This is a genomic window from Knoellia remsis, from assembly GCF_003002895.1.
Taxonomy (GTDB): domain Bacteria; phylum Actinomycetota; class Actinomycetes; order Actinomycetales; family Dermatophilaceae; genus Knoellia; species Knoellia remsis.
Window position 1 is genome coordinate 23,230 of record NZ_PVTI01000010.1, and the last position, 21,161, is coordinate 44,390.

Consider the following 21,161-nt stretch of genomic DNA (forward strand, 5'->3'; position numbering starts at 1 on the left):
GCTTGCGAGCGACGGCCCGGCTCGCGAGCCGTTGTGTGCCGGAGGGCGTCACCACGCGAGGCGAGCGGACGGCATACGGAACACACGGCATACGACGCTCGTTGAGCCACTCAGACGCGGCCCGCACCTGACCTCCAGCGACGGGTAGCGTGTCCCTGTGCACTCGGGGCGCGCGAGCGTACCCGTAGTTGAGCTCGTTGATCAGGAGGACGTGGGGCTCCCGCCCCCTTCACATTCATGGATGCCAAGCGCGTTTTCAAGACCCCACTGTTCTGGGTCCTCGCGGTCATCGCGATCACCGTCGTCATGTTCTCGTTCGGGGGCGACGGCGGCTACGCGACGATCGACACCGCCAAGGCGGAGAAGCTGATCACCGACAAAAAAGTCGCCAAGGCCGAGTTCACGAGCGACAACGTCCTCAACCTCGACCTCAAGGACGGGCAGACGTTCAGCGACGAGCAGGCGGGCGTCAAGGGCGCCGACAAGGTGCGCGCCGAGTTCGTCGACGCCCGCGCCGAGCAGCTCGTGCAGCTCGTCGACGAGAACCCGCCGACCGACGGCTACAACGACAAGCGCGAGACCCAGAACCCGTTCTGGACCCTCTTCATCAGCATCTTCCCGATCCTGCTGCTCGTCGGCCTCTTCTGGTTCATGATGAGCCAGGCCCAGGGCGGCGGCTCGCGCGTCATGCAGTTCGGCAAGTCCCGCGCCAAGCTCGCGAGCAAGGACACCCCCAAGGTCACCTTCGCCGACGTCGCCGGCGCCGACGAGGCCGTCCAGGAGCTGCACGAGATCAAGGAGTTCCTCTCCGACCCGGCGAAGTTCCTCGCCGTCGGCGCCAAGATCCCCAAGGGCGTCCTGCTGTATGGCCCGCCCGGTACCGGCAAGACCCTGCTCGCCCGTGCTGTGGCCGGGGAGGCGGGCGTGCCGTTCTACTCGATCTCCGGCTCGGACTTCGTCGAGATGTTCGTCGGTGTCGGCGCCTCGCGTGTCCGTGACCTCTTCGAGCAGGCCAAGGCCAACGCGCCGGCCATCGTCTTCGTCGACGAGATCGACGCCGTCGGCCGTCACCGCGGCGCCGGCCTCGGCGGTGGCCACGACGAGCGCGAGCAGACGCTCAACCAGCTCCTCGTCGAGATGGACGGCTTCGACGTCAAGACCAACGTCATCCTCATCGCGGCGACCAACCGCCCCGACATCCTCGACCCGGCCCTCCTCCGGCCCGGCCGCTTCGACCGGCAGATCGCCGTCGAGGCCCCCGACATGCTCGGCCGCCACCGCATCCTCGAGGTGCACGCCCAGGGCAAGCCGATGGCTGCCGGCGTCGACCTGCTCGCCGTCGCCCGCCGCACGCCGGGCTTCACCGGTGCCGACCTCGCGAACGTCCTCAACGAGGCCGCCCTGCTCACCGCGCGCAGCGACAAGAAGCTCATCGACGACGCCACCCTCGACGAGGCCATCGACCGCGTCATCGCCGGCCCGCAGAAGCGCACCCGCATCATGTCGGCCAAGGAACGCAAGATCACGGCATACCACGAAGGCGGTCACGCCCTCGTCGCCGCCGCGATGAACCACACCGACCCCGTCACCAAGGTGACGATCCTCCCGCGTGGTCGCGCGCTCGGCTACACGATGGTCATGCCGCTCGACGACAAGTACTCGACGACGCGCAACGAGATCCTCGACCAGCTCGCCTACGCCCTCGGCGGCCGCGTCGCGGAGGAGATCATTTTCCACGACCCGACGACCGGCGCCGCCAACGACATCGAGAAGGCCACCGGCATGGCCCGCAAGATGGTCACCGAGTACGGCATGAGCGAGCGGGTCGGTGCCATCAAGCTCGGCCAGAGCCAGGGCGAGGTCTTCCTCGGCCGCGACATGGGCCACCAGCGCGACTACTCCGAGCACATCGCCGGGCTCGTCGACGACGAGGTCCGCAAGCTCATCGAGGCCGCCCACGACGAGGCGTGGCACGTCATCAACGACAACCGCCAGATCCTCGACCGGCTCGTCCTCGAGCTGCTCGAGAAGGAGACCCTCAACGCCAAGGAACTCGAGGAGATCTTCGCCGACATCATCAAGCGGCCGCTGCGCCCGACGTGGCTCTCCAGCGAGCACCGCGGCATCAGCGACAAGCCGCCGGTCCTCACCCCGGCCGAGCAGGCCGCCCTGAACGGGCACGACCCGTCGGGTGCGCCGGCTGGCGCCCACGTCAACGAGGGCGACCCGGCCACGACCGCCGCGATCGACAAGGCCGCGACCGACGGCGCCAGCCCGCTGGCCGAGGTCGACGAGGAGCACCCGCCGACCGAGGTCATCGAGGTGCCCGAGGGCGGACGGGTCGACCCCGATGGCAACTGACGGCGCCGCAGTCGACGGGCGCACCTTCGACGGCGTCCTCCCCAAGGAGGCCGACTCGCTCCCCGCACGGGTCGTCGACCACGAGCGGGCCGCCGCCGCGGTGCGCGAGTACCTCATCGCGATCGGTGAGGACCCCGACCGCGAGGGTCTGCGCGACACCCCGGACCGCGTCGCGCGCGCCGCGACCCAGCTGTATGCCGGCCTGTCGCAGTCCCCGGAGGACGTCCTGTCCGCGCGGTTCTCCATCGACCACGAAGAGCTCATCATCGTGCGCGACATCGAGATCTTCTCGACGTGCGAGCACCACCTGCTGCCCTTCCACGGCGTCGCCCACGTCGGCTACATCCCCGCGACCGACGGCACCGTGACCGGTCTGTCGAAGCTCGCCCGCCTCGTCGACGTCTTCGCCCGCCGCCCGCAGGTGCAGGAGCGCATCACCACCCAGGTCGCCGACGCGCTCGTGGAGCACCTCGGCGTCCAGGGCGTCATTGTCGTCGTCGAGGCCGAGCACCTCTGCATGTCCATGCGTGGGGTCCACAAGCCCGGCTCCCGCACGATCACCTCGGCCGTCCGCGGCCAGCTGCGCAACCCCGCCACCCGGGCAGAGGCGATGTCGCTGCTGCTCGGCGGCAAGCGGTGAGCGGCTCGCAACCATCGTGAGCGCCCCGCGGTGACGCACCTCATCGAGCGACTTCCGGTCGGCGGCGGTCACACCGGTCGCCCACTCGTCATGGGCGTCGTCAATGTCACGCCGGACTCGTTCAGCGACGGTGGCGAGTGGTTCGAGCCGGAGGCGGCGATCACGCACGGGCGTGACCTCGTCGCCGCCGGGGCCCACCTCGTCGACGTCGGCGGCGAGTCCACCAGGCCCGGTGCCGAGCGTCCGCCGGTCGAGGAGGAGCTGCGCCGCGTCGTGCCCGTCGTGCGCGCGCTCGCTGCCGAGGGCGCGGTCGTCTCCATCGACACGATGCGCGCCTCGGTCGCGGCCGCTGCGCTCGAGGCCGGTGCCGCGCTCGTCAACGACGTCAGCGGGGGCCTCGCGGACGGTGAGATGGCACCGCTCGTCGCGCAGGCCGGCATACCGTTCATCGTCATGCACTGGCGCGGGCACAGCGTCGACATGCAGTCGCGCGCGGTCTACGGCGACGTCGTCACCGAGGTCTGCGTCGAGCTGCGGGAGCGGGTGGAGGCGTTGCGGGAGAATGGAGTTCGCGACGCGCAGTTGATCCTCGACCCGGGCTTCGGGTTCGCCAAGACGGCCGAGCACAACTGGCAGCTGCTCGCCCGCCTCGACGAGGTCGTCGCGCTCGGGCTGCCGGTGCTCGTCGGCACGTCGCGCAAGACGTTCCTCGGCCGCGTCGGTCGCGCTGAGGGTGACGAGCTGCGGCCCCCGGTCGAGCGGGACCTGCTCACCGCGGTGACGTCGTTCCATGCCGCGCGGGCCGGGGCGTGGGCCGTGCGCGTCCACGACGTGCCGTCGACGATGGAGGCGCTCGCCGTCGCCGACGCCCTCCGCGATGCGGACCGCGACCTAACTGTCGAGAAGCACGACAAGGAGCACGAGCAGCAGTGAGCGACCGCATCACCCTCAAGGGCGTCTCGGCCACGGGCCACCACGGCGTCCTCGACTTCGAGAAGCGCGACGGGCAGACCTTCGTCGTCGACGTCGTCATGCAGGTGGACCTCGCTCCCGCCGGCACGAGCGACGACCTCACCGACACGGTCAACTACGCCGAGGTCGCGGGCGACATCGTCGAACTCATCGAGGGCGAGCCGCTCGACCTCATCGAGGCGCTCGGCGACCGGATCGCGGCCAAGGTCCTCACCCGCCCGCTCGTCGAGTACGTCGAGGTCACGGTGCACAAGCCCCAAGCGCCGGTCGGCCACCCGTTCACCGACGTCGCCGTCACCGTCGAGCGGGCCCGCGACACCCCCGTCGTCGTCGCCATCGGCTCCAACCTCGGCGAGTCGCTCGAGACGATCCAGACCGCCGTGAGTGCCCTGTGGCTCGCGCTCGACCTCAAGTCCGCCTCGCGCGTCTACGAGACGACACCCGTCGGCGGCCCGGCCCAGGGCACCTACCTCAACGCCGTCGTCACCGGCACGACCTCCCTCTCGCCGCAGCACCTGCTGCGCACGCTGCAGGACATCGAGCTCGACCACGGCCGCGAGCGCAAGGAGCGCTGGGGTCCGCGCACGCTCGACCTCGACCTCATCCAGTACGGCGACCCCGTCTTCGACACCGACGTCCGCCTCTCGACCGAGGCCCTCACCCTGCCGCACCCGCGGGCGCACGAGCGCGCGTTCGTCCTCGTGCCGTGGGCCGACGCCGACCCCGAGGCGACCCTGCGCGTCGACGGCACGGTCCGCCGCGTCGCCGACCTCGTCGCCGAGGTCAGCCGCGAAGGCGTGGCGCTCGGCCCGGACGTCGACCTGCTCGAGGACGGGTGGTGACGTCATGGTGAGCGGGCCCGGTGTCCGGCCGCGCGTCGCCCTGCTCGTCGCCCTCGTCGTCGGCGGCGCGTCATGGGTGCTGTGGCACTTCGTCACCCGCGGCGGCACGCTCGTCCCACGACCGTCGTGGCTCGCCGCGATCCTGCTCGTCGCGATGGCGGCGTTCGTCGCCGGGTTCGCGTGGCCGGTGCGCGCCTACCTACGCGGCACTTCGACCCGACGCCTCGACCCGCTGCGCGCCGCTCGCGTCGTCGTCCTCGCGCAGGCGGCCGTCCTCACCGGGTCGGCCGCCGCCGGCTGGTATGCCGGCCAGCTCGCCGTCGCGTTGTCCGACACCTCCCTCGTCGCGAACCACGACCGTTCGTGGCGACTTGCGGTCCTCGTGGCCTCGGCCGTGGTCCTTGTCGGCGCCGGTCTCGTGGCCCAGCGCTGGTGCCGCGTCGACCCACCCACCGACGACGACAGCAACGTGTAGTCGTTTGGTATACGCTAAGGGGTGAACCGCCTCGACCCTGATCTGCTCGGCTCCGAGCCGTTCGAGGCCTCGCGTCCACCTACCGGAGGGACCGAGATGAGTACCTACCGGAGGGATGGAGATGAGTACTGAGAAGCTGACACCGGACGAGGAGTACGCCTTCTACTCCCGACCCGAGAATCAGGAGCCGCAGGGTCAGCCGCGGCGCCGCGGGAAGGGGTTGAGCTCTCCGATCCCGGTGCGGTTCACCCCCGAACAGCTCGACGCCATCAAGCGAAGGGCCGAGGCGGACGACCGGTCCGTATCGGCGTGGATTCGCCGGGCGGTGGAGCACGAGCTTGATCGCCCCGCCTGACCCTGCCCTCGCGCGCAGGGAACGTTCAGGGTTCTCCCGGCTCCCTGTCGGGCGGGCACGAGAAGGTGAGGCGTCGGCGCACGGCGCGCGGACGGCATACCGGAACCTCTGACGGAGAAGACCACTCGTGAACCGCAACGTCAAGATCACCGCCATCCTCACCAGCGTCATCGCGATCGCCGCTCTCGTCGTCGGTGTGGTTCTGCTGCGGCCCGGCTCGGGCGACGACGGCGCCGACGCCGCCGCGAAGGGCGGCAACGGCGAGAACGTCACGATCCCGACTGCGCCCGCGCCGGCCGACCCGCAGGCGCTGCGGCCCGACACCTATCGCCTGAGCACCGCGCCGAACGACAAGGTCAACCTCGTCGAGTTCCTCGACTTCGAGTGCGAGGCGTGCGGCGCTCTCTACCCGCTCATGGAGGAGCTGCGGACGAAGTACGACGGCAAGGTGACCTTCGGCATCCGCTACTTCCCGATCACGTCGCACTTCAACGCCGAGCGGGCCGCGCGCGCCGTCGAGGCCGCCGCCCAGCAGGGTGAGGTCGAGGCGATGTACAAGAAGATGTACGACACCCAGAAGCAGTGGGCCGAGCAGCAGGAGCCCAAGGACGACCTCTTCCGCAGCTACGCCGAGGAGATCGGGCTCGACATGAAGGCCTACGACAAGGCGTACACCTCGCAGCAGACCCTCGACCGCATCGCCAAGGACGTCGCCGAGGGCAAGGCACTCGGAGTGCAGGGCACGCCGACGCTCTTCCTCAACGGCAAGAAGCTGGAGCCGAAGTCCGGCCAGGACCTCGTCGCCGCCATCGACAAGGCGCTCGCACAGTGACGACCGTCTCGCCGAAGGCCGCGGGGGACGCCGGGTCGGTCCCGGACACGGTCCCGGAGCCGGCGTCGTCGGGCACGGCGGCCGGGACCGTCCCCGGTCAGCGGCTTCTCGGGTGGGTGTTGACCGTATGCGGATCCGTCGGTCTCGTCGCCGCGTTCGTCCTCATGGTCGAGAAGCTGCGGCTGCTCACCAACCCGTTCTACGTCCCGTCGTGCTCGCTCAGCGAGGCGGTCAACTGCACGGCCGTCATGCAGTCCGATCAGGCGACGGTCTTCGGGTTCCCGAACCCGTTGCTCGGGCTGGCGGGGTTCGCCGTGGTGGTGACGGTCGGCGTGGTGCTGCTCACCGGCGCTGGGCGAGAGCTGCCGGGGTGGTTCTGGCTCGGGCTCCAGGCGGGGGTGACCTTCGGGGTCGTCTTCGTCACCTGGCTGATGACGCAGACGCTCTTCTCGATCCGGGCGATCTGCCCCTACTGCGTCGTCGTCTGGGTCGTCACGATCATCGCGTTCTGCTTCGTCACGGCCGCCAACGCCGTGGCCGGGCGCTTCGGAGCGGGCCTGGCGCGGGCCGTGCCCGCGGGCGTGGTCGTGCCCGCCGGCGTCGCGGCGATCTGGCTGGTCACGATCGGTGTGCTCTCCGTGGCGGTCGCCAGCGGCTGGTGACCCGGCTCCGTCCCGAAGTCACCCAATTGGACGCTTGGGGACGTCAGACGGGGTCGGCCCAGACGACCCAGTTGCCCTTGTAGTGCCCGCCCTGGATCGGTGTCGTCGGGTCGCAGGTGATGAGGCGGAGGACGGGGTTCGGGTTGTCGGCGTCCCAGATCGAGTCGTCCTGGGGGACGGCCTTCTTGGAGAGCGCCTTGGACTTCGTCACCGTGAAGGCGGCGTTCTCACCGCTGCTGTAGACGACAGTGACGCGGTCTCCGGTGCGCACGGACGTGAGCTTGCCGAACGTGTCGAGGGTGATGTTGCCGTTATTGCGGCGGTTGATGTGGCCGGCGAGGATCGCCGCGCCCGGCCAGCCGGGCTTGGCCCAGCCTGCCTCGGCGTACCAGCCGGCGACGCCGAACGGGGGAGCGAGCACGCCCTTGTCGTCGAGCCTGCTCGGGATGAGCTTGGCGTCGACGAGGGTGCGGTTTCCGCTGACGACGACCACCCGGTTCGGTTTGCCGCTCGGGCTGCGCGTGGGCGCTCCGAAGGTCGGCGGCTTGGCGCTGCCGCGGGACTTCCCGGCGGCGGTGCCCGCTGGCGGCTTGGCCTTCGCCGAGGATGCGGAGGGTCCGGCGGTCGTCGCGCCGGAAGCCTGGGCGTCCTGGGGGTTGGTGAAGCTGCCGAAGAGCAGACCGGCGACGAGCAGCACCGCGCAGACGGCGACCGTCGCGAGCAGCGCGGCATCACGGGGGTTCGACGTCAGGCGTCGAAGCTCCCTGCGGAGGTCAGCGACGAGCTGCACTGCGGCGACGAGCCATGCCCGCCGCTCCACCGATGACGAGGGTCGCGCCGAACGCCACCGCGGCGTAGGGCAGCGCGGACGGCGTCGTCGGCTGGGCGGCGTCGGTCTGGACGACGACGGGACGGACCGGGCCGCTGCCGCTGCCGGCCGCACCGACGACGCGGACGGTGTCGATCGTCGCGTCCTGTCCGTCGTTCAGCGCGCAGTCGATGCCGATGGCCAGATTGTCGTCCTCGTTGATCGCGTAGAGCGTGAGGTCACCGGCCTCGTAGGAATAGGTTCCCGGCCCACCAACCTCGAGGGCTTCGTCGGCCTCGCCCTTGCCGGAGACGATGACGCCACCGCCGTCCTCGCCGAACGAGTCGAAGTCGATGGCGGCGTTGATCTCCTGGTCGGTCTCGGGCACGCCGCCGTAGAGGTCGAGCCCGCCGATGGCCACGGGGAAGACGGCATCGGGAATCTGGTCGTTGATCTGCGGGGTGAGGAAGATCTTGGCCGTGACCGGGTCGAGGGTGACCTCGGAGTTCGCCGGGGCGGTCGCCCCGTCGGCGATGGCGCTGTCGAAGACTGCGGTGATCGGCAGGTTGGCACCGAGCTGATCAAGGATCGGCGTGATCGGATCCGTGGCGGCGCTCGACGTCGTGCCGGGGGTGTCGGTTGGTGCGGCGGACCCGCCCGGAAGCTGCTCGGTTATGGCATCGAGTGGACCCGTCGCTGTGGCATCCGGGGTCGCATCACCCGAGGGCGCGGCGCTGGTCGGCGCACTTGTCGGGGCTGGCGTTGCGTTCTCGGCTGCCTTGCGGAGCTGCTCGAGGGCATCTTCTGCAGAACCCGCGTCCAACGGAAGCTGACCGAGCAGGTCGCTGAGGCCCACGCCGGCAACCTTGAGGGAGAAGACGTCGCAGGTGTACTTCAGCTGGGTGCTCTCGGCCTGGGCGGGAGCTGCGGAACCGACCGCGACGACGGAGACGGCGAGGGCGCCGAGGCAGACACGACGGGCGAAGGAAGTCGACATTGACGTCACGCTTTCAGGGGTGGCAGGAGCCGGAGGAGAATCGGGCTACCCGCGGAATCTAGCGCGCCGCGGGCCGGCGCGCCATACCCCGAGGTAACTTCGTGACACGCGTCTCGCTCGACGAGCACAGGGCGCTGACCTGCGGGGACGCGGACCGAGGCGTCTACTTGTCGATGTCGCCGACGACGAAGAACATCGACCCGAGGATCGCGACCATGTCCGAGACGAGCGTTCCGGGCAGCAGCTCGGTGAGCACCTGGACGTTGTTGAACGACGCCGACCGCAGCTTGAGCCGCCACGGCGTCTTCTCGCCGCGCGAGACGAGGAAGTAGCCGTTGAACCCCAGCGGGTTCTCCGTCGCGACATAGGTCTCGCCCTCGGGCACCTTGAGCACCTTGGGCAGGCGCTGGTTCACCGGCCCCGGCGTCATCGACCCCAGCACCGACAGGCAGTGCTCGACGAGGTCGAGGCTGACGTGCACCTGCTCGAGCAGCACCTCGAGGCGGGCGAGACAGTCGCCCTCGGTGCGGGTCACGACCCGGCCGGGCCCCCCGGGACCGAACAGGCCGGCATACGCGAGGTACGGCGCGTCGCGCCGCAGGTCCACGTCGAGTCCGGAGGCGCGCGCGATCGGACCGGAGACGCCGTATGCCTGCACGGTCGCCTCGTCGAGAACGCCCACCCCGCGGGTGCGGCCGGCGAGGATCTCGTTGCCGACGATCATCGACTCGAGGTCCGGCAGCCGCCGCCGCACCGCCTGCACGGCATCGTCGACGCGGCCGAGCCAGCCCGCGGGCACGTCCTCCTTGAGGCCGCCGACGCGGTTGAACATGTAGTGCATCCGCCCGCCCGACGCCTCCTCCATGACCGCCTGGAGCTCCTCGCGCTCGCGGAACGCATAGAAGACCGGCGTGATCGCGCCGAGCTCGAGCGGGTAGGAGCCGAGGAACATGAGGTGGTTGAGGACCCGGTTGAGCTCGGCGAGCAGCGTGCGCAGCCACACCGCGCGCTCGGGCACCTCCATGCCGAGCATCTCCTCGACGGCGAGGACGACACCGAGCTCGTTGCCGAAGGCGCTGAGCCAGTCGTGGCGGTTCGCCAGGACGATGATCTGGCGGTAGTCGCGCACCTCGAAGAGCTTCTCCGCGCCGCGGTGCATGTAGCCGATGATCGGCTCGGCAGCCACGATGCGCTCGCCGTCGAGGGTGAGCCGCAGTCGCAGGACGCCGTGGGTCGCCGGGTGCTGCGGGCCGATGTTGAGGACCATGTCGGCCGTGGCGAGCCCGCCCGCGCCGACGGTGACGGTGCTCTGCGTGAGCGGTGTCGTCTCGGTCGGGTCGGGCATGGGTTCGAGTATGCCGGGTCAGGGCGGGGTGGTCAGTGCCGGTTGATCGCCCAGTGGAACCCGCCGAGGCCGCGGCCGTCGGTGAGGGCGTGCAGTGTCGACGCCCGGCTGAAGTCGGCGACGTAGCCGAGCGGGTCCGTCGTGGCGCGCGCATGGTCGGGTGTCGCGGCGGCCAGGCCGAGACGGTGGACGAGTTCACGCTGGGTGACGACCTCGTCAGCGCCGAGTGAGTCCATCGCGACGTGCGCGGTGAGGTCCGTGGTGCCGTCCGGTCGCGGGTCGGTCACCATCCCTTGTCGGTATGCCGTGAGCGTGCCGTGCGCAGGCCGGCTCACCTTGGTGTGGCCGTAGTCCGCGGCGATGGTGACCCCGGTTCGGTTGCGGGAGAGGAGGTTTCGCCAGGCATCGTCGCGCTGTCGGCCGACCTCGACTCGGTCGCCCGGGGTGGCTGCGGGCCACCACGCGTCGGCCCAGTTGCGGTCGGCGCCGGTGACCTCGTCGCCCAGCTGCTCGTGTCCGTCGTCGTCGACGAGGACCTCCCGCAGCGTGCCGTGGTCGTCGACCTGCGCGACGGTGCACGGGACGACGTCGAGCCACTCGTGGGCGAGGACGAGGGCGTCGAGGTCGCGCAGCTCGTCGGGGAGGTCGGGACCGCCGGGGGAGCGGAGCCAGTCGATGTCCGCGGCCAGCTGGGCCGGGCGGTCGACGACGTCGACCCCGAGGAGCTCGAGGTCGGGCCGTTGCTCGTGGAGGTGGCCCAGCAGCTCGCCGCGCCCGCACGCGACGTCGACCACCCGGCACACGCCCGCCTCCTCCGCGAGACGCGCGACGACCTCAGCGAGGACCACGCCGAGCGGGCCGTGGGTCGAGGTCGTGAAGTGCCCGGCCGGCCCCTCGCCCCGGCGGTAGAACCCGCCGGGTCCGTAGAGCGCGTCCTGCCACGCCTCCCGCCACGTCCTCACCGGCTCCATCCTGCCTTGTCCGCCACCGGACAAGGCAGGCGCTCGACGGGCGCGTGGGGCTGCGCCGGACTAGCGTGGACATCCCGGAGAGCACCGGACACCGTCGTTCGTGAGGAGCACCCGTGAAGACCCGACTCATCGCCCTGGTGGGCGCGCTCGCCATCGGTCCCGCGGGTCTCGCCGCGACGGCAACCATGGCCCCGGCCACGGCGGCCGCACCCTCCGGGACCGCGACGGCGCCGGCCGCCGCGACAGCCAGCGCACCGGCATACGAGCTGGTCGACGGTGTCACCGCCCCCATCTACGACTACGCGAAGGCCATCCGCGAGACGGTCTGGGTCGACGCGCCCGACCTCGACGGCGACGGCAAGGGCGAACGCATCGCGACCGACATCGTCCGTCCGCGCGAGCTCGACGGTGTCGGCAGGGTCCCGATCATCATGGACGCGAGCCCCTACTACCTGAGCCTCGGGCGCGGCAACGAGGGCGAGTTCAAAACCTATGACGCACAAGGCAATCCGCTGAAGATGCCCCTGGCGTACGACAACTTCTTCGTGCCCCGCGGGTACGCGTTCGTGGCACCGGACATGGCCGGGACGGGGCGATCGACGGGCTGCACCGACGAGGGTGGGCGCTCCGACATCGAGTCCGTCAAGGTCGTCGTCGAGTGGCTCGCCGGCAAGGGCACCGCGACCGATCGCGACGGCAACCCGGTCAGCGCCACGTGGAGCACCGGCAAGACCGGCATGATCGGCAAGTCCTACGACGGCACCCTCGCCAACGGTGTCGCGGCGACCGGTGCCGAGGGCCTGACGACGATCGTGCCCGTCGCGGCGATCAGCTCGTGGTACGACTACAACCGCTGGCAGGGGGTCCCGAAGTCGTACAACTACCCGACGAGCCTGTCCCGCACGATCGCCCGCAACCGGACCGTGGTCACGGACTGCTCCGAGCGGCTGGACTGGATGGCCGCGAACGACGGTGACGAGACGGGCGAGTACACCGACTTCTGGGCCGAGCGCGACTACCGCGAGGGCACCTTCTACGACGCGTCGAAGGTCAAGGCCAGCGCGCTCATCGTCCACGGCCTGCAGGACAACAACGTCAAGACGCCGAACTTCTCGAAGTGGTGGGAGGCGCTGGGCGAGCAGGGTGTCGAGCGCAAGCTCTTCCTCACCCGGCTCGGCCACGTCGACCCGTTCGACAGCGACCGCGAGCGCTGGACCGGCATCCTGCAGCGGTGGTTCGACCACCAGCTGCTCGGCATCGACAACGGCATCGACCGCGAGCCGGCGGTGAGTGTCGAGGTCGCGCCGAACCGGTGGAGCGAGTCGCGCACGTGGCCGATCAGCTCGGCCCGCACGCAGACGCTGCAGCCGCAGGCCGGCGGCACGTTGGCGCTCGGCGCCAAGGGCAGCGGCACGGCGATGTTCACGAACCAGCCGGCGCTCACCGAGTCCGCGGCGGTGATGCCGGGCGCCAACTCCGGCCGGCTGCTCTTCACGACCGGGACGCTCAAGAAGGAGCTGCGGCTCTCCGGCACCGCCACCGTCGACCTCGGAATCAGCCACACGGCGCCGACGGGTCAGGTGAGCGTCTCCCTCGTCGACTACGGCGAGGCCGACCGCGTGCTCTCCACCGGCGACGGGGCCCAGACCCTCACCACCGAGAGCTGCTGGGGTGAGAGCACGTCCTATGACGATGCCTGCTACAAGGACGTCACCCGCCGCATCGGGTCCACGCCCCTGCAGGTGCTGGCCCGAGGATGGGCGCGGCTGGGCGGCGCCGGCTCGCACCAGGTGACGGTCGAGCTGATGGCCAACGACGTCGTCATCCCGGCCGGTCACCAGCTCGGGCTCGTCGTACGCGCCGCCGACCGCAGCTGGGTCGTCACGCTCGACAACCAGCCCACGCCCTACACGGTCGACCTCGCCGCAACGCGGGTGAACCTCCCGGTGTCGGGCTCCATGTCCGGCATGACGCGAGGCGCTCTCACGGTCCGGCCGCTGCCGGCTGGCACCACGGCGCAGGCCGACCCGAACGCCGTCCCGCGCTGACCTTTGCTGCTGACTCGTCCCTCCCCTGGTGACTTGTCCCTCCATCAAGGGGCGACTCACCCAGAAAGGGACGACTCGCCCAGCAAGGGACGGGAGGGAAATGTGGTCGCGAAGCGTCCGGTGGGAGCCGCACACTGGTGGGCGCCCGTGTCCCGACCCCGGAAGTACTCGTGCAGCCCCTCACCGAGCAAGAGATCCGCGCCAGCTTCGTCAACGCGTCCAAGCGGGAGGTGGCGCAGGCATCGCTGCCCGACCTCGGCGCCCTCGACTGGAATCGGCTCGAGTACCTCGGCTGGCGCGACGCCAAACGTCCGCTCGGGTATGCCGTGGTCGAGGTCGACGGGGTCGCGCGCGGCGTCATCCTGCGCACCGCGCCTCCGCCCGCGGCACTGGCCGGGCGTCGGCGTCGTGCCATCTGCGCGTGGTGCGAGGACCCGGTCGAGACCGAGGACGTGACGCTCCAGGTGGCCAAGCGGGCCGGAGCCGCGGGCCGCAAGGGTGACACGATCGGAACCCTCATCTGCACGGCATACGGCTGCTCGGACAACGTGCGGCGCAAGCCGACCTTCTCCGAGCTCGGGTCGGACGACCCGGCGGATCGCGAGCGGTTCGTCGAGCGTCGGATCGCCGGCCTGCGGGAGCGCTCGTCCGGCTTCGTCGCGCAGGTTCTCGGGACCGCCTGACCCGCCCGCTGCGCGGTGTCGCACCTTAGATTGGTGTTACACTTTGGCATGCCCACGACGAAGCCGCGTCACGCCGTGACGGAGACCCCCGAGGTCGCCGCCGCGCTCGAGGTCGCCGCCCGCCGCTGGCCGGAGGATCGCGACCGCCCCGCACGGTTGCTGCGCCATCTCATCGAGGAGGGGCGCCGAAGCGTTGCGCCCTCCGTCGAGACCCGAGCCGCCGCCCGCCGCGAGGCGGCCCGACGCCTCAGCGGCAAGTACGAGGGGATGTTCGGACCGAGCTACCTCGACGACCTCCGGGGCGAGTGGCCCGAATGATCGTCCTGGACGCGGGCGTCCTCATCGCGTTCTTCGACCCCACCGATGCGCGCCACGACGCTGCGGCAGAGCTCGTGATCGGCGCGGGCGGAGAACTCGTGATGAGCCCGCTCAATCTCGCCGAGGTCCTCGTCCGCGCCGCGCAGGTCGGCCGGGCAGCCGAGATGCATGACGATGTCCGTGCGTTGGGCGTGCGAGTCGTCGCGCTGCCGGACGACGCGCCGGGCAGGCTCGCGGAGCTGCGGGCGCGGTCCGGTCTCAGGATGCCCGACTGCTGTGTCCTGCTCACGGCGCAGCAGGTGGAGGGACAGGTGGCGACGTTCGATGCCCGGCTGGGCCGAGGTGCGGCAACGGTCGGAGTATCGACGTTCCACGACTGAAGGGCGCGCGCGCTCTCGATAGGTTGGCCACGTGACTTCAGGTGAGCACCCGGCGCGACTGTCGATCGGCGTCATCGGCGCCGGCCGTGTCGGTGCCGTTCTCGGTGCCGCGCTCGCCCGCGCGGGACACCGGATCCAGGCCGCGTATGCCGTGAGCGACGAGAGTCGTGAGCGCGCGGCCGCGCTGTTGCCGGGTGTGCCGGTCAAGGACGTGCCCGACGTCATCGACGGCGCCGACCTCGTCCTGCTCGCCGTGCCCGACGACGCCCTGCCCGACCTCGTCCGGGGTCTCGCCGCGACGCGGACCTGGCAGGCCGGACAGATCGTCGTGCACACCTCGGGCCGCTACGGCGCGGACGTCCTGCGCCCGGCGCTCGCCGCGCACATCCTGCCGCTCGCCATCCACCCGGCGATGACCTTCACGGGGACGGCGATCGACCTCGGTCGGCTCGAGGAGTGCGCGTTCGGCGTGACCGGCCCGGATGCGCTGCGGCCCATGGCTGAAGCCCTCGTCGTCGAGATGGGCGGTGAGCCGGTATGGGTCGCCGAAGGCGACCGGGCGGCATACCACGCAGCGCTGGCGCACGGCTCGAACCACCTCGTCACGCTCGTCGCCGAGGCGATGGACGTGCTCAGCGCTGCCGGCGTGGAGCAGCCCAGACGCGTCCTCGGCCCGCTCGTCCACGCGGCGCTCGACAACGCCCTGCGCATGGGTGACGCGGCCCTCACCGGCCCCGTCGCCCGCGGCGACGTGAGTACGGTGGCCACGCACCTTCGTGAGCTCGACCGGGTCTCACCCGAGATCCGGTCGACCTATGTCGCCCTCGCGCGAGCCACGGCGGTGCGTGCGCTCGAGAGTGGGCGGCTCGCGCCGACCACTGCCGAGCCCCTGCTCGACGCGCTCGCCGACCCAGGTCGACCCGACCGCGGCCGGCCCGACCCACAGGAGCCCCGATCGTGACCGAATCCCGTTCTGCGACACCGGCCGTCGCGAGCACCCGCGACGAGCTGCGCGCCGCCCGGGCCGACCTCGAGGGGACCGACATCGCCGTCGTCATGACGATGGGCGCCCTGCACGAAGGGCACGCCCGGCTCATCCGCGAGGCCCGCGAGGCGGCGCAGCACGTCATCCTCACGATCTTCCTCAACCCGCTCCAGTTCGGGCCCAAGGAGGACCTGTCCCGCTACCCGCGCACCTTCGACGACGACATGCGCATCGCGACCGAGGAGGGTGTCGACATCGTCTTCGCGCCGACGCCGGACGTCGTCTACCCCGATGGAGACCCGGGCGTGCGCGTGTCCGCCGGACCGCTCGGTGACGTCCTCGAGGGCAAGTCCCGCCCCGGCCACTTCGACGGCGTCCTCACGGTCGTCGGCAAGCTGCTCCACCTCACCGGTGCGAGCCGGGCGTTCTTCGGGCAGAAGGACGCCCAGCAGCTCCTCCTCATCCGCCGGATGGTGCGCGACCTCGACTTCCCCGTCGACATCGTCTCCGTCCCCACCGTCCGCGAGGACGACGGACTCGCCCTGAGCAGCCGCAACACCTACCTCACCGAGTCCGACCGCGAGGTGGCCCTCTGCCTCAGCCGCGCGCTCGCCAAGGGAGCCGACGCCGCGGCATACGGTCCGTCGGCGATCCGGCGAGCCGCCCGCGAGGTCCTCGTCGACGAACCCCTCGCACTTGTCGACTACCTCGTCCTCGTCCACCCGAGCACGCTCCAGGACGTGCCGGAGTGGTACCGCGGCGAGGCGCTGCTCGCCGTCGCGGCCCGTGTCGGCACGACCCGGCTCATCGACAACACCCCGATCCTCGTCGGGCCGGGCGGTGGGAGACTCGACGTGTTCAGTCAGCCCGACCCAGGAGCTCGCTCGTGATGTACCGCTACATGCTGCACAGCAAGATCCACCGCGCGACCGTCACGCAGGCCGACCTGCACTACGTCGGTTCGCTGACGATCGACATGGACCTCATGGAGGCCGCGGATCTCCTGCCGGGACAGCAGGTCGACGTCGTCGACGTCGACAACGGCAACCGCCTCACGACCTACGCCATCGAGGGCGAGCGCGGCTCGGGCATCCTCTGCATCAACGGCGCGGCAGCCCGGCTCATCAGCCCCGGCGACACCGTCATCATCATCGCCTACGCCTCGATGTCCGACGACGACGCGCGCAGCCACGACCCGCACGTCGTCTTCGTCGACAAGGACAACAAGATCGTCGAGGTCGGTGACGACGGCGGCGACGTGCCCGAGGGTTTCGGCCTCAAGACGTCGGCGGTCACGAAGCGTTCGCACGGGTGAGCGAGGAGTCGTATGCCGTCCGCCCCGGTCCCGGGGCGACGTCGCCGGGAGTGCCGGGGCCACGCATCCCGCGCATCCCGCGCGCGCTCGCGGCACCCGCGCCCGGCTGGACGACGAGCGCCGACGTCATCGTCGTGGGGTCCGGGATCGCCGGGCTGACCTGTGCGCTGCGGCTGCGTGAGCGCGTCGACCGGGTGCTGCTCGTGACGAAAACCGTTCTCGACGAAGGGTCGACGGCGTGGGCCCAGGGCGGCATCGCCGCGGCGCTGCACCCGGAGGACTCGCCCCAGGAGCACCTCGAGGACACTCTCGTCGCCGGGGTCGGGCTGTGCGACCGCGCGGCCGTCGAGGCGCTCGTCACCGAGGGTCCGAAGCGGGTCCGCCAGCTCGTCGCGCTCGGTGCCGAGTTCGACCGGGACGCCGACGGCGAGATCAAGCTGACCCGAGAGGGCGGCCACCACCGCGACCGCATCGCGCACGCTGGTGGGGACGCGACCGGTCGGGAGATCTCGCGCGCGCTCATCGCGGCGCTGAACCGGGTCATCGACGACCCGGGCATCGAGGTCGTCGAGCACGCCCTCGTCGTCGACCTGCTCACGACGACCGACGGGGGCGCGACCGACGGCGCCACCGACGACGGCGCGACCGGTGACGGCGCGACCGACGACGGCGCGACCAGCGCCGAGCGGGTCCACGGCGTGACCCTCCACGTCATCGGTGAGGGACAGCTCGACGGCGTGGGGGCGGCATACGCGCGTGCGGTCGTCCTCGCGACCGGCGGCCTCGGCCAGATCTACACGTCGACGACGAACCCGCCCGTCGCCACCGGCGACGGCATGGCTGCGGCGCTGCGCGCGGGCGCGCGAATCACCGACCTCGAGTTCGTGCAGTTCCACCCGACGGTGCTCTTCCTCGGCGAGGGCTCGACCGGGCAGCAGCCGCTCATCTCGGAGGCGGTGCGTGGTGAGGGCGCCTTCCTCGTCGACGCCGACGGGCGCCGGATCATGGAGGGCCGCCACGAGCTCGCCGACCTCGCGCCCCGGGACGTCGTCGCCCGCGCCATCCTCGACACGATGCGCGAGCAGGACACCGACCACGTCTTCCTCGATGCGCGCCACCTCGGGGCGGAGTTCCTGCAGGAGCGGTTCCCGTCGATCGTCGCGTCGTGCCGCTCGCTCGGGTTCGACCCCGCGACCCAGCTGCTCCCGGTGGCGCCGGCCCAGCACTACGCCTCGGGCGGTGTCGAGACCGACCTGCGCGGGCGGACGTCGCTGCCGGGTCTCTATGCCTGTGGCGAGTGCTCGTGCACCGGCGTCCACGGTGCCAACCGGCTCGCGTCGAACAGCCTGCTCGAGGGCCTCGTCTTCGCGGCGCGCATCGCGTCGGACATCCCGGCGAGGATCGCCGCGGGTGAGCTCGGCGAGGTCGTCGTCCCGGAGTCACCGGAGCGGGCCGGCACGGACAAGGCGCTGCTCGACTCGTCGCGCCGGCTCGACGTGCAGCGGGCCATGACCGCCGGCTCGGGTCCAGTGCGCTCGCGCGAGTCGACGGCCGCGACGGCCACGGCCCTCGGCGACCTCGCCACGCTGCCGCCGTCGAAGGCCGAGCCCGGCCCGAAGACCTGGGAGACGACGAACCTGCTGCACCTCGGCCAGGTCCTCACTGAGCTCGCCGCCCGGCGGGAGGAGACCCGAGGCGGGCACGTCCGCAGCGACTTCCCCGACCGCGACGACACCCGCTGGCTCGCCCGACAGAGCGTCGTCGTCGCGCCCGACCGCACCCTCACCGTGACCGAAAGGCGTATGCCGTGAGCGCACCTTCTCGCCCCTCATCGCCCGCCGGCGACCTGCGGTTCCCAGTCGAGGATGCGCGCCGGGTCATCACCGGAGCCCTCGACGAGGACCTCGGCGGACTGGACGGCGTCGACGTGACGACGACGGCGACGATCCCCGAGAGCCAGGTGACGTCGGCAGCGGTCGTGGCGCGCGAGCCCGGAGTCGTCGCCGGGGTCGAGGTCATCGCGCTGACCCTCGACGAGGTCGCCCGCAGGCTCGGTGCCGAGCCGGTGACGGTCAGTGGAGTCGTCGCGGACGGCACCCGGGTCGCGCGTGGTGACATCGTCGCGGAGCTCTCCGGCTCGACGCAGGTCACCCTCGTCGCCGAACGCACGCTGCTCAACATCATCAGCCGGCTCTCCGGTGTTGCGACGCACACCCGGCGCTGGGCCGACGAGCTCGAGGGCTCCGGCGCGACGGTGCTCGACACCCGCAAGACGACGCCGGGCCTGCGTGCCCTGGAGAAGTTCGCCGTCCGCGCGGGCGGAGGGACCAACAAGCGCATGGGCCTCTACGACGTCGCGATGATCAAGGACAACCACAAGCTCGCCGCCGGAAGTCTCGCGGCGGCATACGACGCCGTCCGCTCGCGCTTCCCCGACGTGCCGGTCCAGGTCGAGGTGACCACGACGGAGGAGGCGCTCGAGTCCGTCGCGGCCGGTGCGCGGTTCCTGCTGTGCGACAACATGTCGACGCAGCTGCTGCGCACGACGGTCGAGGCGGTGCGGGTGACGGGGGAGAGCGTCGAGATCGAGGCGACCGGCGGGCTGACGCTCGAGGTGGCCGCGGCCTACGCGGCGACCGGTGTCGACTACCTCAGCGTCGGCGGGCTGACCCACTCGAGCCCGATCCTCGACCTCGCCCTCGACCTGCGCCCCTGAGGATCCGCATCCGTCCCCAACCGTCCAATTGGGTGAGCTCGGGACGCAGCGGTCAGTGGCCCTTGCGGGTCGCGGGGGTGCCTGCCTCGACGGTCGCGGGGTGGACGAAGAGCGGCAGCAGCCGGCGCGACCCCGGGGTTCGCAGCGCCTTGACCGCGGCAAGGTGCGCCTCGCAACGGACGACGAGCTCGTCGTACGCGTCCTTGCCCATCAGCTCGACGAGCTCGGCCCGGTTGCTGCGATACACCGGCTCGGCGCCCACGTGCGCCTCGGGGTTGCCCGAGCAGTACCAGTCGAGGTCGTGCCCGCCCGGCCCCCAGCCGCGCCGGTCGTACTCGCCGATCGTCACCTCGAGGTAGCTCGACCCGTCCTGCTCCTCGACGGTCCGGAACGTGCGCCGCGTGGGCAGCTGCCAGCACACGTCGGGCTTCTGGGTGTGCGGCTCGGCGCCGGTGAGGACCGCGTGCTGGTGCAGGGCGCAGCCGGCGCCGGCGGGGAAGCCGGGTCGGTTGAGGAAGATGCACGCCCCGTCGACGACGCGGGTCTTGCGCTCGCCGTCCTCGAGCTCGGTCCAGTGCGCGACCTTGGCAGGGTTCTTCTTGTCGGGGCGCAGCTGCCACTCGTCCTCGCCGAGTTCCTCGACGACGGCGGCGACACGGGCGAGGTCGTCCTCGTCGGAGAAGTGGGCCCCGAGCGTGCAGCAGCCGTCGTCGGGACGCTCGGCATAGATGCCCTGGCACCCCGACCCGAAGATGCACGTCCACCGCGACGTGAGCCAGGTGAGGTCGCAGCGGAACCGCTGCCTCGCGTCCGCGGGGTCGGTGAACTCGACCCACGTGCGGGGGATGTCGAGTGGAGTCTCGGGCACCGAGTCACCCTATGTTGTCGGTCGCGCCTTCGTCAGTGCCACCAGCGCGTATGCCGTCCCGGTGGCGACCGTTGCGCTGCGCACCCCGGTGCCGCATCACCGCTGTGACGACGAGGGCGAGCACGCCGAGCGCGGCCACGGCCCAGTTGCCCCGGGTCAGCTCGTCCGTGGCGTCGAACCACCGGACGGGGCGAGCGTGGTCGGGGGCGGACGGGTCGCCGGCGTTGCCGAGCTCGTTGACGCCCATCCACCCGAGCAGCGCGGTCGGTGCCAGCAGGAGGGCCAGCCCGAGCCGTGAACCGCGCAGAATCGCCCAGGCGGACCAGACCAGGACCGGCACGGTGCCGGTGAGGAGCACCATGCCGGCCTCGATCCGATCGGCCCGGGTCGAGATCTCGCCGAAGAGCGGTGCGGTGGTCCAGATCGCGGCCCACGCGTCCCACGCGAGCAGCATGAGGCCGAGCACCACGACGGCCGCGGTGACCGGCCACACCGGTGCACGCCGGTGTGCCGGCTGGTCGGGCGCCGGTGGTTCGGCGGCCGTACTCATCGCTCCGACGCGCTCCATGACCGCATCATCGCGCGCCC

Annotated in this window: 23 protein-coding genes; 17 read left to right on the forward strand and 6 right to left on the reverse strand. The window is 71.2% G+C overall.

Annotation, left to right across the window (positions count from 1 at the left end; translation table 11 throughout):
• The first annotated feature begins 237 nt into the window (after positions 1–237).
• From ftsH to BCF74_RS07570, 8 genes are all read left to right on the forward strand, one after another.
• Entirely contained in the window at positions 238–2,361 is a 2,124-nt protein-coding gene (gene ftsH / locus BCF74_RS07535) for an ATP-dependent zinc metalloprotease FtsH (protein ID WP_106297342.1), read from the forward strand.
• Positions 2,351–3,001: a GTP cyclohydrolase I FolE gene (gene folE, locus BCF74_RS07540; protein WP_106297343.1), complete on the forward strand. Its 651-nt coding sequence runs from the start codon at positions 2,351–2,353 to the stop codon at positions 2,999–3,001. Before ftsH ends, folE begins: the two co-directional genes overlap by 11 nt.
• 90 nt (positions 3,002–3,091) lie before the next feature.
• Positions 3,092–3,934 (forward strand): dihydropteroate synthase, encoded by an 843-nt coding sequence (gene folP / locus BCF74_RS07545; RefSeq protein ID WP_106297429.1) that lies wholly within the window; start codon positions 3,092–3,094, stop codon positions 3,932–3,934.
• Positions 3,931–4,815 (forward strand): 2-amino-4-hydroxy-6-hydroxymethyldihydropteridine diphosphokinase, encoded by an 885-nt coding sequence (gene folK, locus BCF74_RS07550; protein ID WP_106297344.1) that lies wholly within the window; start codon positions 3,931–3,933, stop codon positions 4,813–4,815. Before folP ends, folK begins: the two co-directional genes overlap by 4 nt.
• 4 nt (positions 4,816–4,819) lie before the next feature.
• The gene (locus tag BCF74_RS07555) at positions 4,820–5,290 is read left to right on the forward strand and encodes a DUF3180 domain-containing protein (protein WP_106297345.1); all 471 of its coding nucleotides are present in this window, start codon (positions 4,820–4,822) and stop codon (positions 5,288–5,290) included.
• A gap of 121 nt (positions 5,291–5,411) precedes the next feature.
• Positions 5,412–5,645, forward strand: coding sequence for a plasmid mobilization protein (locus BCF74_RS07560; protein WP_106297430.1), 234 nt, complete (start codon positions 5,412–5,414; stop codon positions 5,643–5,645).
• Between the two features lie 127 nt (positions 5,646–5,772).
• Positions 5,773–6,477, forward strand: coding sequence for a DsbA family protein (locus tag BCF74_RS07565; protein ID WP_106297346.1), 705 nt, complete (start codon positions 5,773–5,775; stop codon positions 6,475–6,477).
• Entirely contained in the window at positions 6,474–7,139 is a 666-nt protein-coding gene (locus BCF74_RS07570; protein ID WP_106297347.1) for a vitamin K epoxide reductase family protein, read from the forward strand. The genes BCF74_RS07565 and BCF74_RS07570 overlap by 4 nt, the downstream gene beginning before the upstream one ends.
• 43 nt (positions 7,140–7,182) lie before the next feature.
• On the opposite strand, the gene BCF74_RS07575 is transcribed toward BCF74_RS07570, so the two are convergent.
• The 4 genes from BCF74_RS07575 to BCF74_RS07585 all read right to left on the reverse strand — a co-directional run bounded on the left by BCF74_RS07575 (position 7,183) and on the right by BCF74_RS07585 (position 11,260).
• On the reverse strand, positions 7,183–7,959 hold the full coding sequence (locus tag BCF74_RS07575; RefSeq protein WP_170070166.1) for a class F sortase: 777 nt from the start codon (positions 7,957–7,959) through the stop codon (positions 7,183–7,185).
• Positions 7,913–8,944 (reverse strand): hypothetical protein, encoded by a 1,032-nt coding sequence (locus BCF74_RS17295; protein ID WP_170070167.1) that lies wholly within the window; start codon positions 8,942–8,944, stop codon positions 7,913–7,915. The genes BCF74_RS07575 and BCF74_RS17295 overlap by 47 nt, the downstream gene beginning before the upstream one ends.
• Positions 8,945–9,107: 163 nt before the next feature.
• A complete protein-coding gene (locus BCF74_RS07580; protein ID WP_106297349.1) occupies positions 9,108–10,289 on the reverse strand; it encodes an NADH-quinone oxidoreductase subunit D in 1,182 nt (393 codons plus the stop codon).
• Positions 10,290–10,321: 32 nt separating this feature from the next.
• Positions 10,322–11,260, reverse strand: a complete 939-nt coding sequence (locus BCF74_RS07585) for an SAM-dependent methyltransferase (protein ID WP_106297350.1) — start codon at positions 11,258–11,260, stop codon at positions 10,322–10,324.
• A 113-nt stretch (positions 11,261–11,373) separates the two neighbouring features.
• Between BCF74_RS07585 and BCF74_RS07590 the strand changes: the two genes are divergently transcribed.
• The 9 genes from BCF74_RS07590 (at position 11,374) to nadC (ending at position 19,705) form a co-directional block, all read left to right on the forward strand.
• Positions 11,374–13,308, forward strand: a complete 1,935-nt coding sequence (locus BCF74_RS07590) for a CocE/NonD family hydrolase (protein WP_106297351.1) — start codon at positions 11,374–11,376, stop codon at positions 13,306–13,308.
• A 137-nt stretch (positions 13,309–13,445) separates the two neighbouring features.
• Positions 13,446–13,991 (forward strand): FBP domain-containing protein, encoded by a 546-nt coding sequence (locus BCF74_RS07595; RefSeq protein WP_342747557.1) that lies wholly within the window; start codon positions 13,446–13,448, stop codon positions 13,989–13,991.
• A 48-nt stretch (positions 13,992–14,039) separates the two neighbouring features.
• Entirely contained in the window at positions 14,040–14,309 is a 270-nt protein-coding gene (locus tag BCF74_RS07600) for a hypothetical protein (RefSeq protein ID WP_218279222.1), read from the forward strand.
• The gene (locus BCF74_RS07605; protein WP_106297353.1) at positions 14,306–14,689 is read left to right on the forward strand and encodes a type II toxin-antitoxin system VapC family toxin; all 384 of its coding nucleotides are present in this window, start codon (positions 14,306–14,308) and stop codon (positions 14,687–14,689) included. The genes BCF74_RS07600 and BCF74_RS07605 overlap by 4 nt, the downstream gene beginning before the upstream one ends.
• Positions 14,690–14,720: 31 nt before the next feature.
• The gene (locus tag BCF74_RS07610; RefSeq protein WP_106297354.1) at positions 14,721–15,650 is read left to right on the forward strand and encodes a Rossmann-like and DUF2520 domain-containing protein; all 930 of its coding nucleotides are present in this window, start codon (positions 14,721–14,723) and stop codon (positions 15,648–15,650) included.
• Positions 15,644–16,564 (forward strand): pantoate--beta-alanine ligase, encoded by a 921-nt coding sequence (gene panC / locus BCF74_RS07615; protein ID WP_106297355.1) that lies wholly within the window; start codon positions 15,644–15,646, stop codon positions 16,562–16,564. Before BCF74_RS07610 ends, panC begins: the two co-directional genes overlap by 7 nt.
• Positions 16,564–16,989, forward strand: coding sequence for an aspartate 1-decarboxylase (panD, locus tag BCF74_RS07620; protein WP_106297356.1), 426 nt, complete (start codon positions 16,564–16,566; stop codon positions 16,987–16,989). The genes panC and panD overlap by 1 nt, the downstream gene beginning before the upstream one ends.
• A gap of 50 nt (positions 16,990–17,039) precedes the next feature.
• A complete protein-coding gene (locus BCF74_RS17300) occupies positions 17,040–18,800 on the forward strand; it encodes an L-aspartate oxidase (RefSeq protein ID WP_218279226.1) in 1,761 nt (586 codons plus the stop codon).
• A complete protein-coding gene (gene nadC / locus BCF74_RS17305) occupies positions 18,797–19,705 on the forward strand; it encodes a carboxylating nicotinate-nucleotide diphosphorylase (protein WP_425432809.1) in 909 nt (302 codons plus the stop codon). Before BCF74_RS17300 ends, nadC begins: the two co-directional genes overlap by 4 nt.
• A 52-nt stretch (positions 19,706–19,757) precedes the next feature.
• On the opposite strand, the gene BCF74_RS07630 is transcribed toward nadC, so the two are convergent.
• Together BCF74_RS07630 and BCF74_RS07635 are read right to left on the reverse strand one after the other, a co-directional pair.
• Positions 19,758–20,573, reverse strand: a complete 816-nt coding sequence (locus BCF74_RS07630; protein WP_106297357.1) for a DUF3109 family protein — start codon at positions 20,571–20,573, stop codon at positions 19,758–19,760.
• Between the two features lie 4 nt (positions 20,574–20,577).
• Positions 20,578–21,141 carry a hypothetical protein gene (locus BCF74_RS07635; protein ID WP_106297358.1) on the reverse strand — a complete coding sequence of 188 codons (564 nt, stop codon included), beginning with the start codon at positions 21,139–21,141 and terminating at the stop codon, positions 20,578–20,580.
• Between the last annotated feature and the right edge of the window lie 20 nt (positions 21,142–21,161).

Bases quoted from the DNA above. Each gene is read 5' to 3' on its own strand.
- BCF74_RS17295 (WP_170070167.1), bottom strand. From the start codon at position 8,944: ATGTCGACTTCCTTCGCCCGTCGTGTCTGCCTCGGCGCCCTCGCCGTC.
- folP (WP_106297429.1), top strand. From the start codon at position 3,092: ATGGGCGTCGTCAATGTCACGCCGGACTCGTTCAGCGACGGTGGCGAG.
- BCF74_RS07560 (WP_106297430.1), top strand. From the start codon at position 5,412: ATGAGTACTGAGAAGCTGACACCGGACGAGGAGTACGCCTTCTACTCC.
- BCF74_RS07580 (WP_106297349.1), bottom strand. From the start codon at position 10,289: ATGCCCGACCCGACCGAGACGACACCGCTCACGCAGAGCACCGTCACC.
- BCF74_RS07585 (WP_106297350.1), bottom strand. From the start codon at position 11,260: ATGGAGCCGGTGAGGACGTGGCGGGAGGCGTGGCAGGACGCGCTCTAC.
- folE (WP_106297343.1), top strand. From the start codon at position 2,351: ATGGCAACTGACGGCGCCGCAGTCGACGGGCGCACCTTCGACGGCGTC.
- BCF74_RS07600 (WP_218279222.1), top strand. From the start codon at position 14,040: ATGCCCACGACGAAGCCGCGTCACGCCGTGACGGAGACCCCCGAGGTC.
- BCF74_RS07555 (WP_106297345.1), top strand. From the start codon at position 4,820: ATGGTGAGCGGGCCCGGTGTCCGGCCGCGCGTCGCCCTGCTCGTCGCC.
- panD (WP_106297356.1), top strand. From the start codon at position 16,564: ATGTACCGCTACATGCTGCACAGCAAGATCCACCGCGCGACCGTCACG.
- ftsH (WP_106297342.1), top strand. From the start codon at position 238: ATGGATGCCAAGCGCGTTTTCAAGACCCCACTGTTCTGGGTCCTCGCG.
- BCF74_RS07635 (WP_106297358.1), bottom strand. From the start codon at position 21,141: ATGGAGCGCGTCGGAGCGATGAGTACGGCCGCCGAACCACCGGCGCCC.
- BCF74_RS07605 (WP_106297353.1), top strand. From the start codon at position 14,306: ATGATCGTCCTGGACGCGGGCGTCCTCATCGCGTTCTTCGACCCCACC.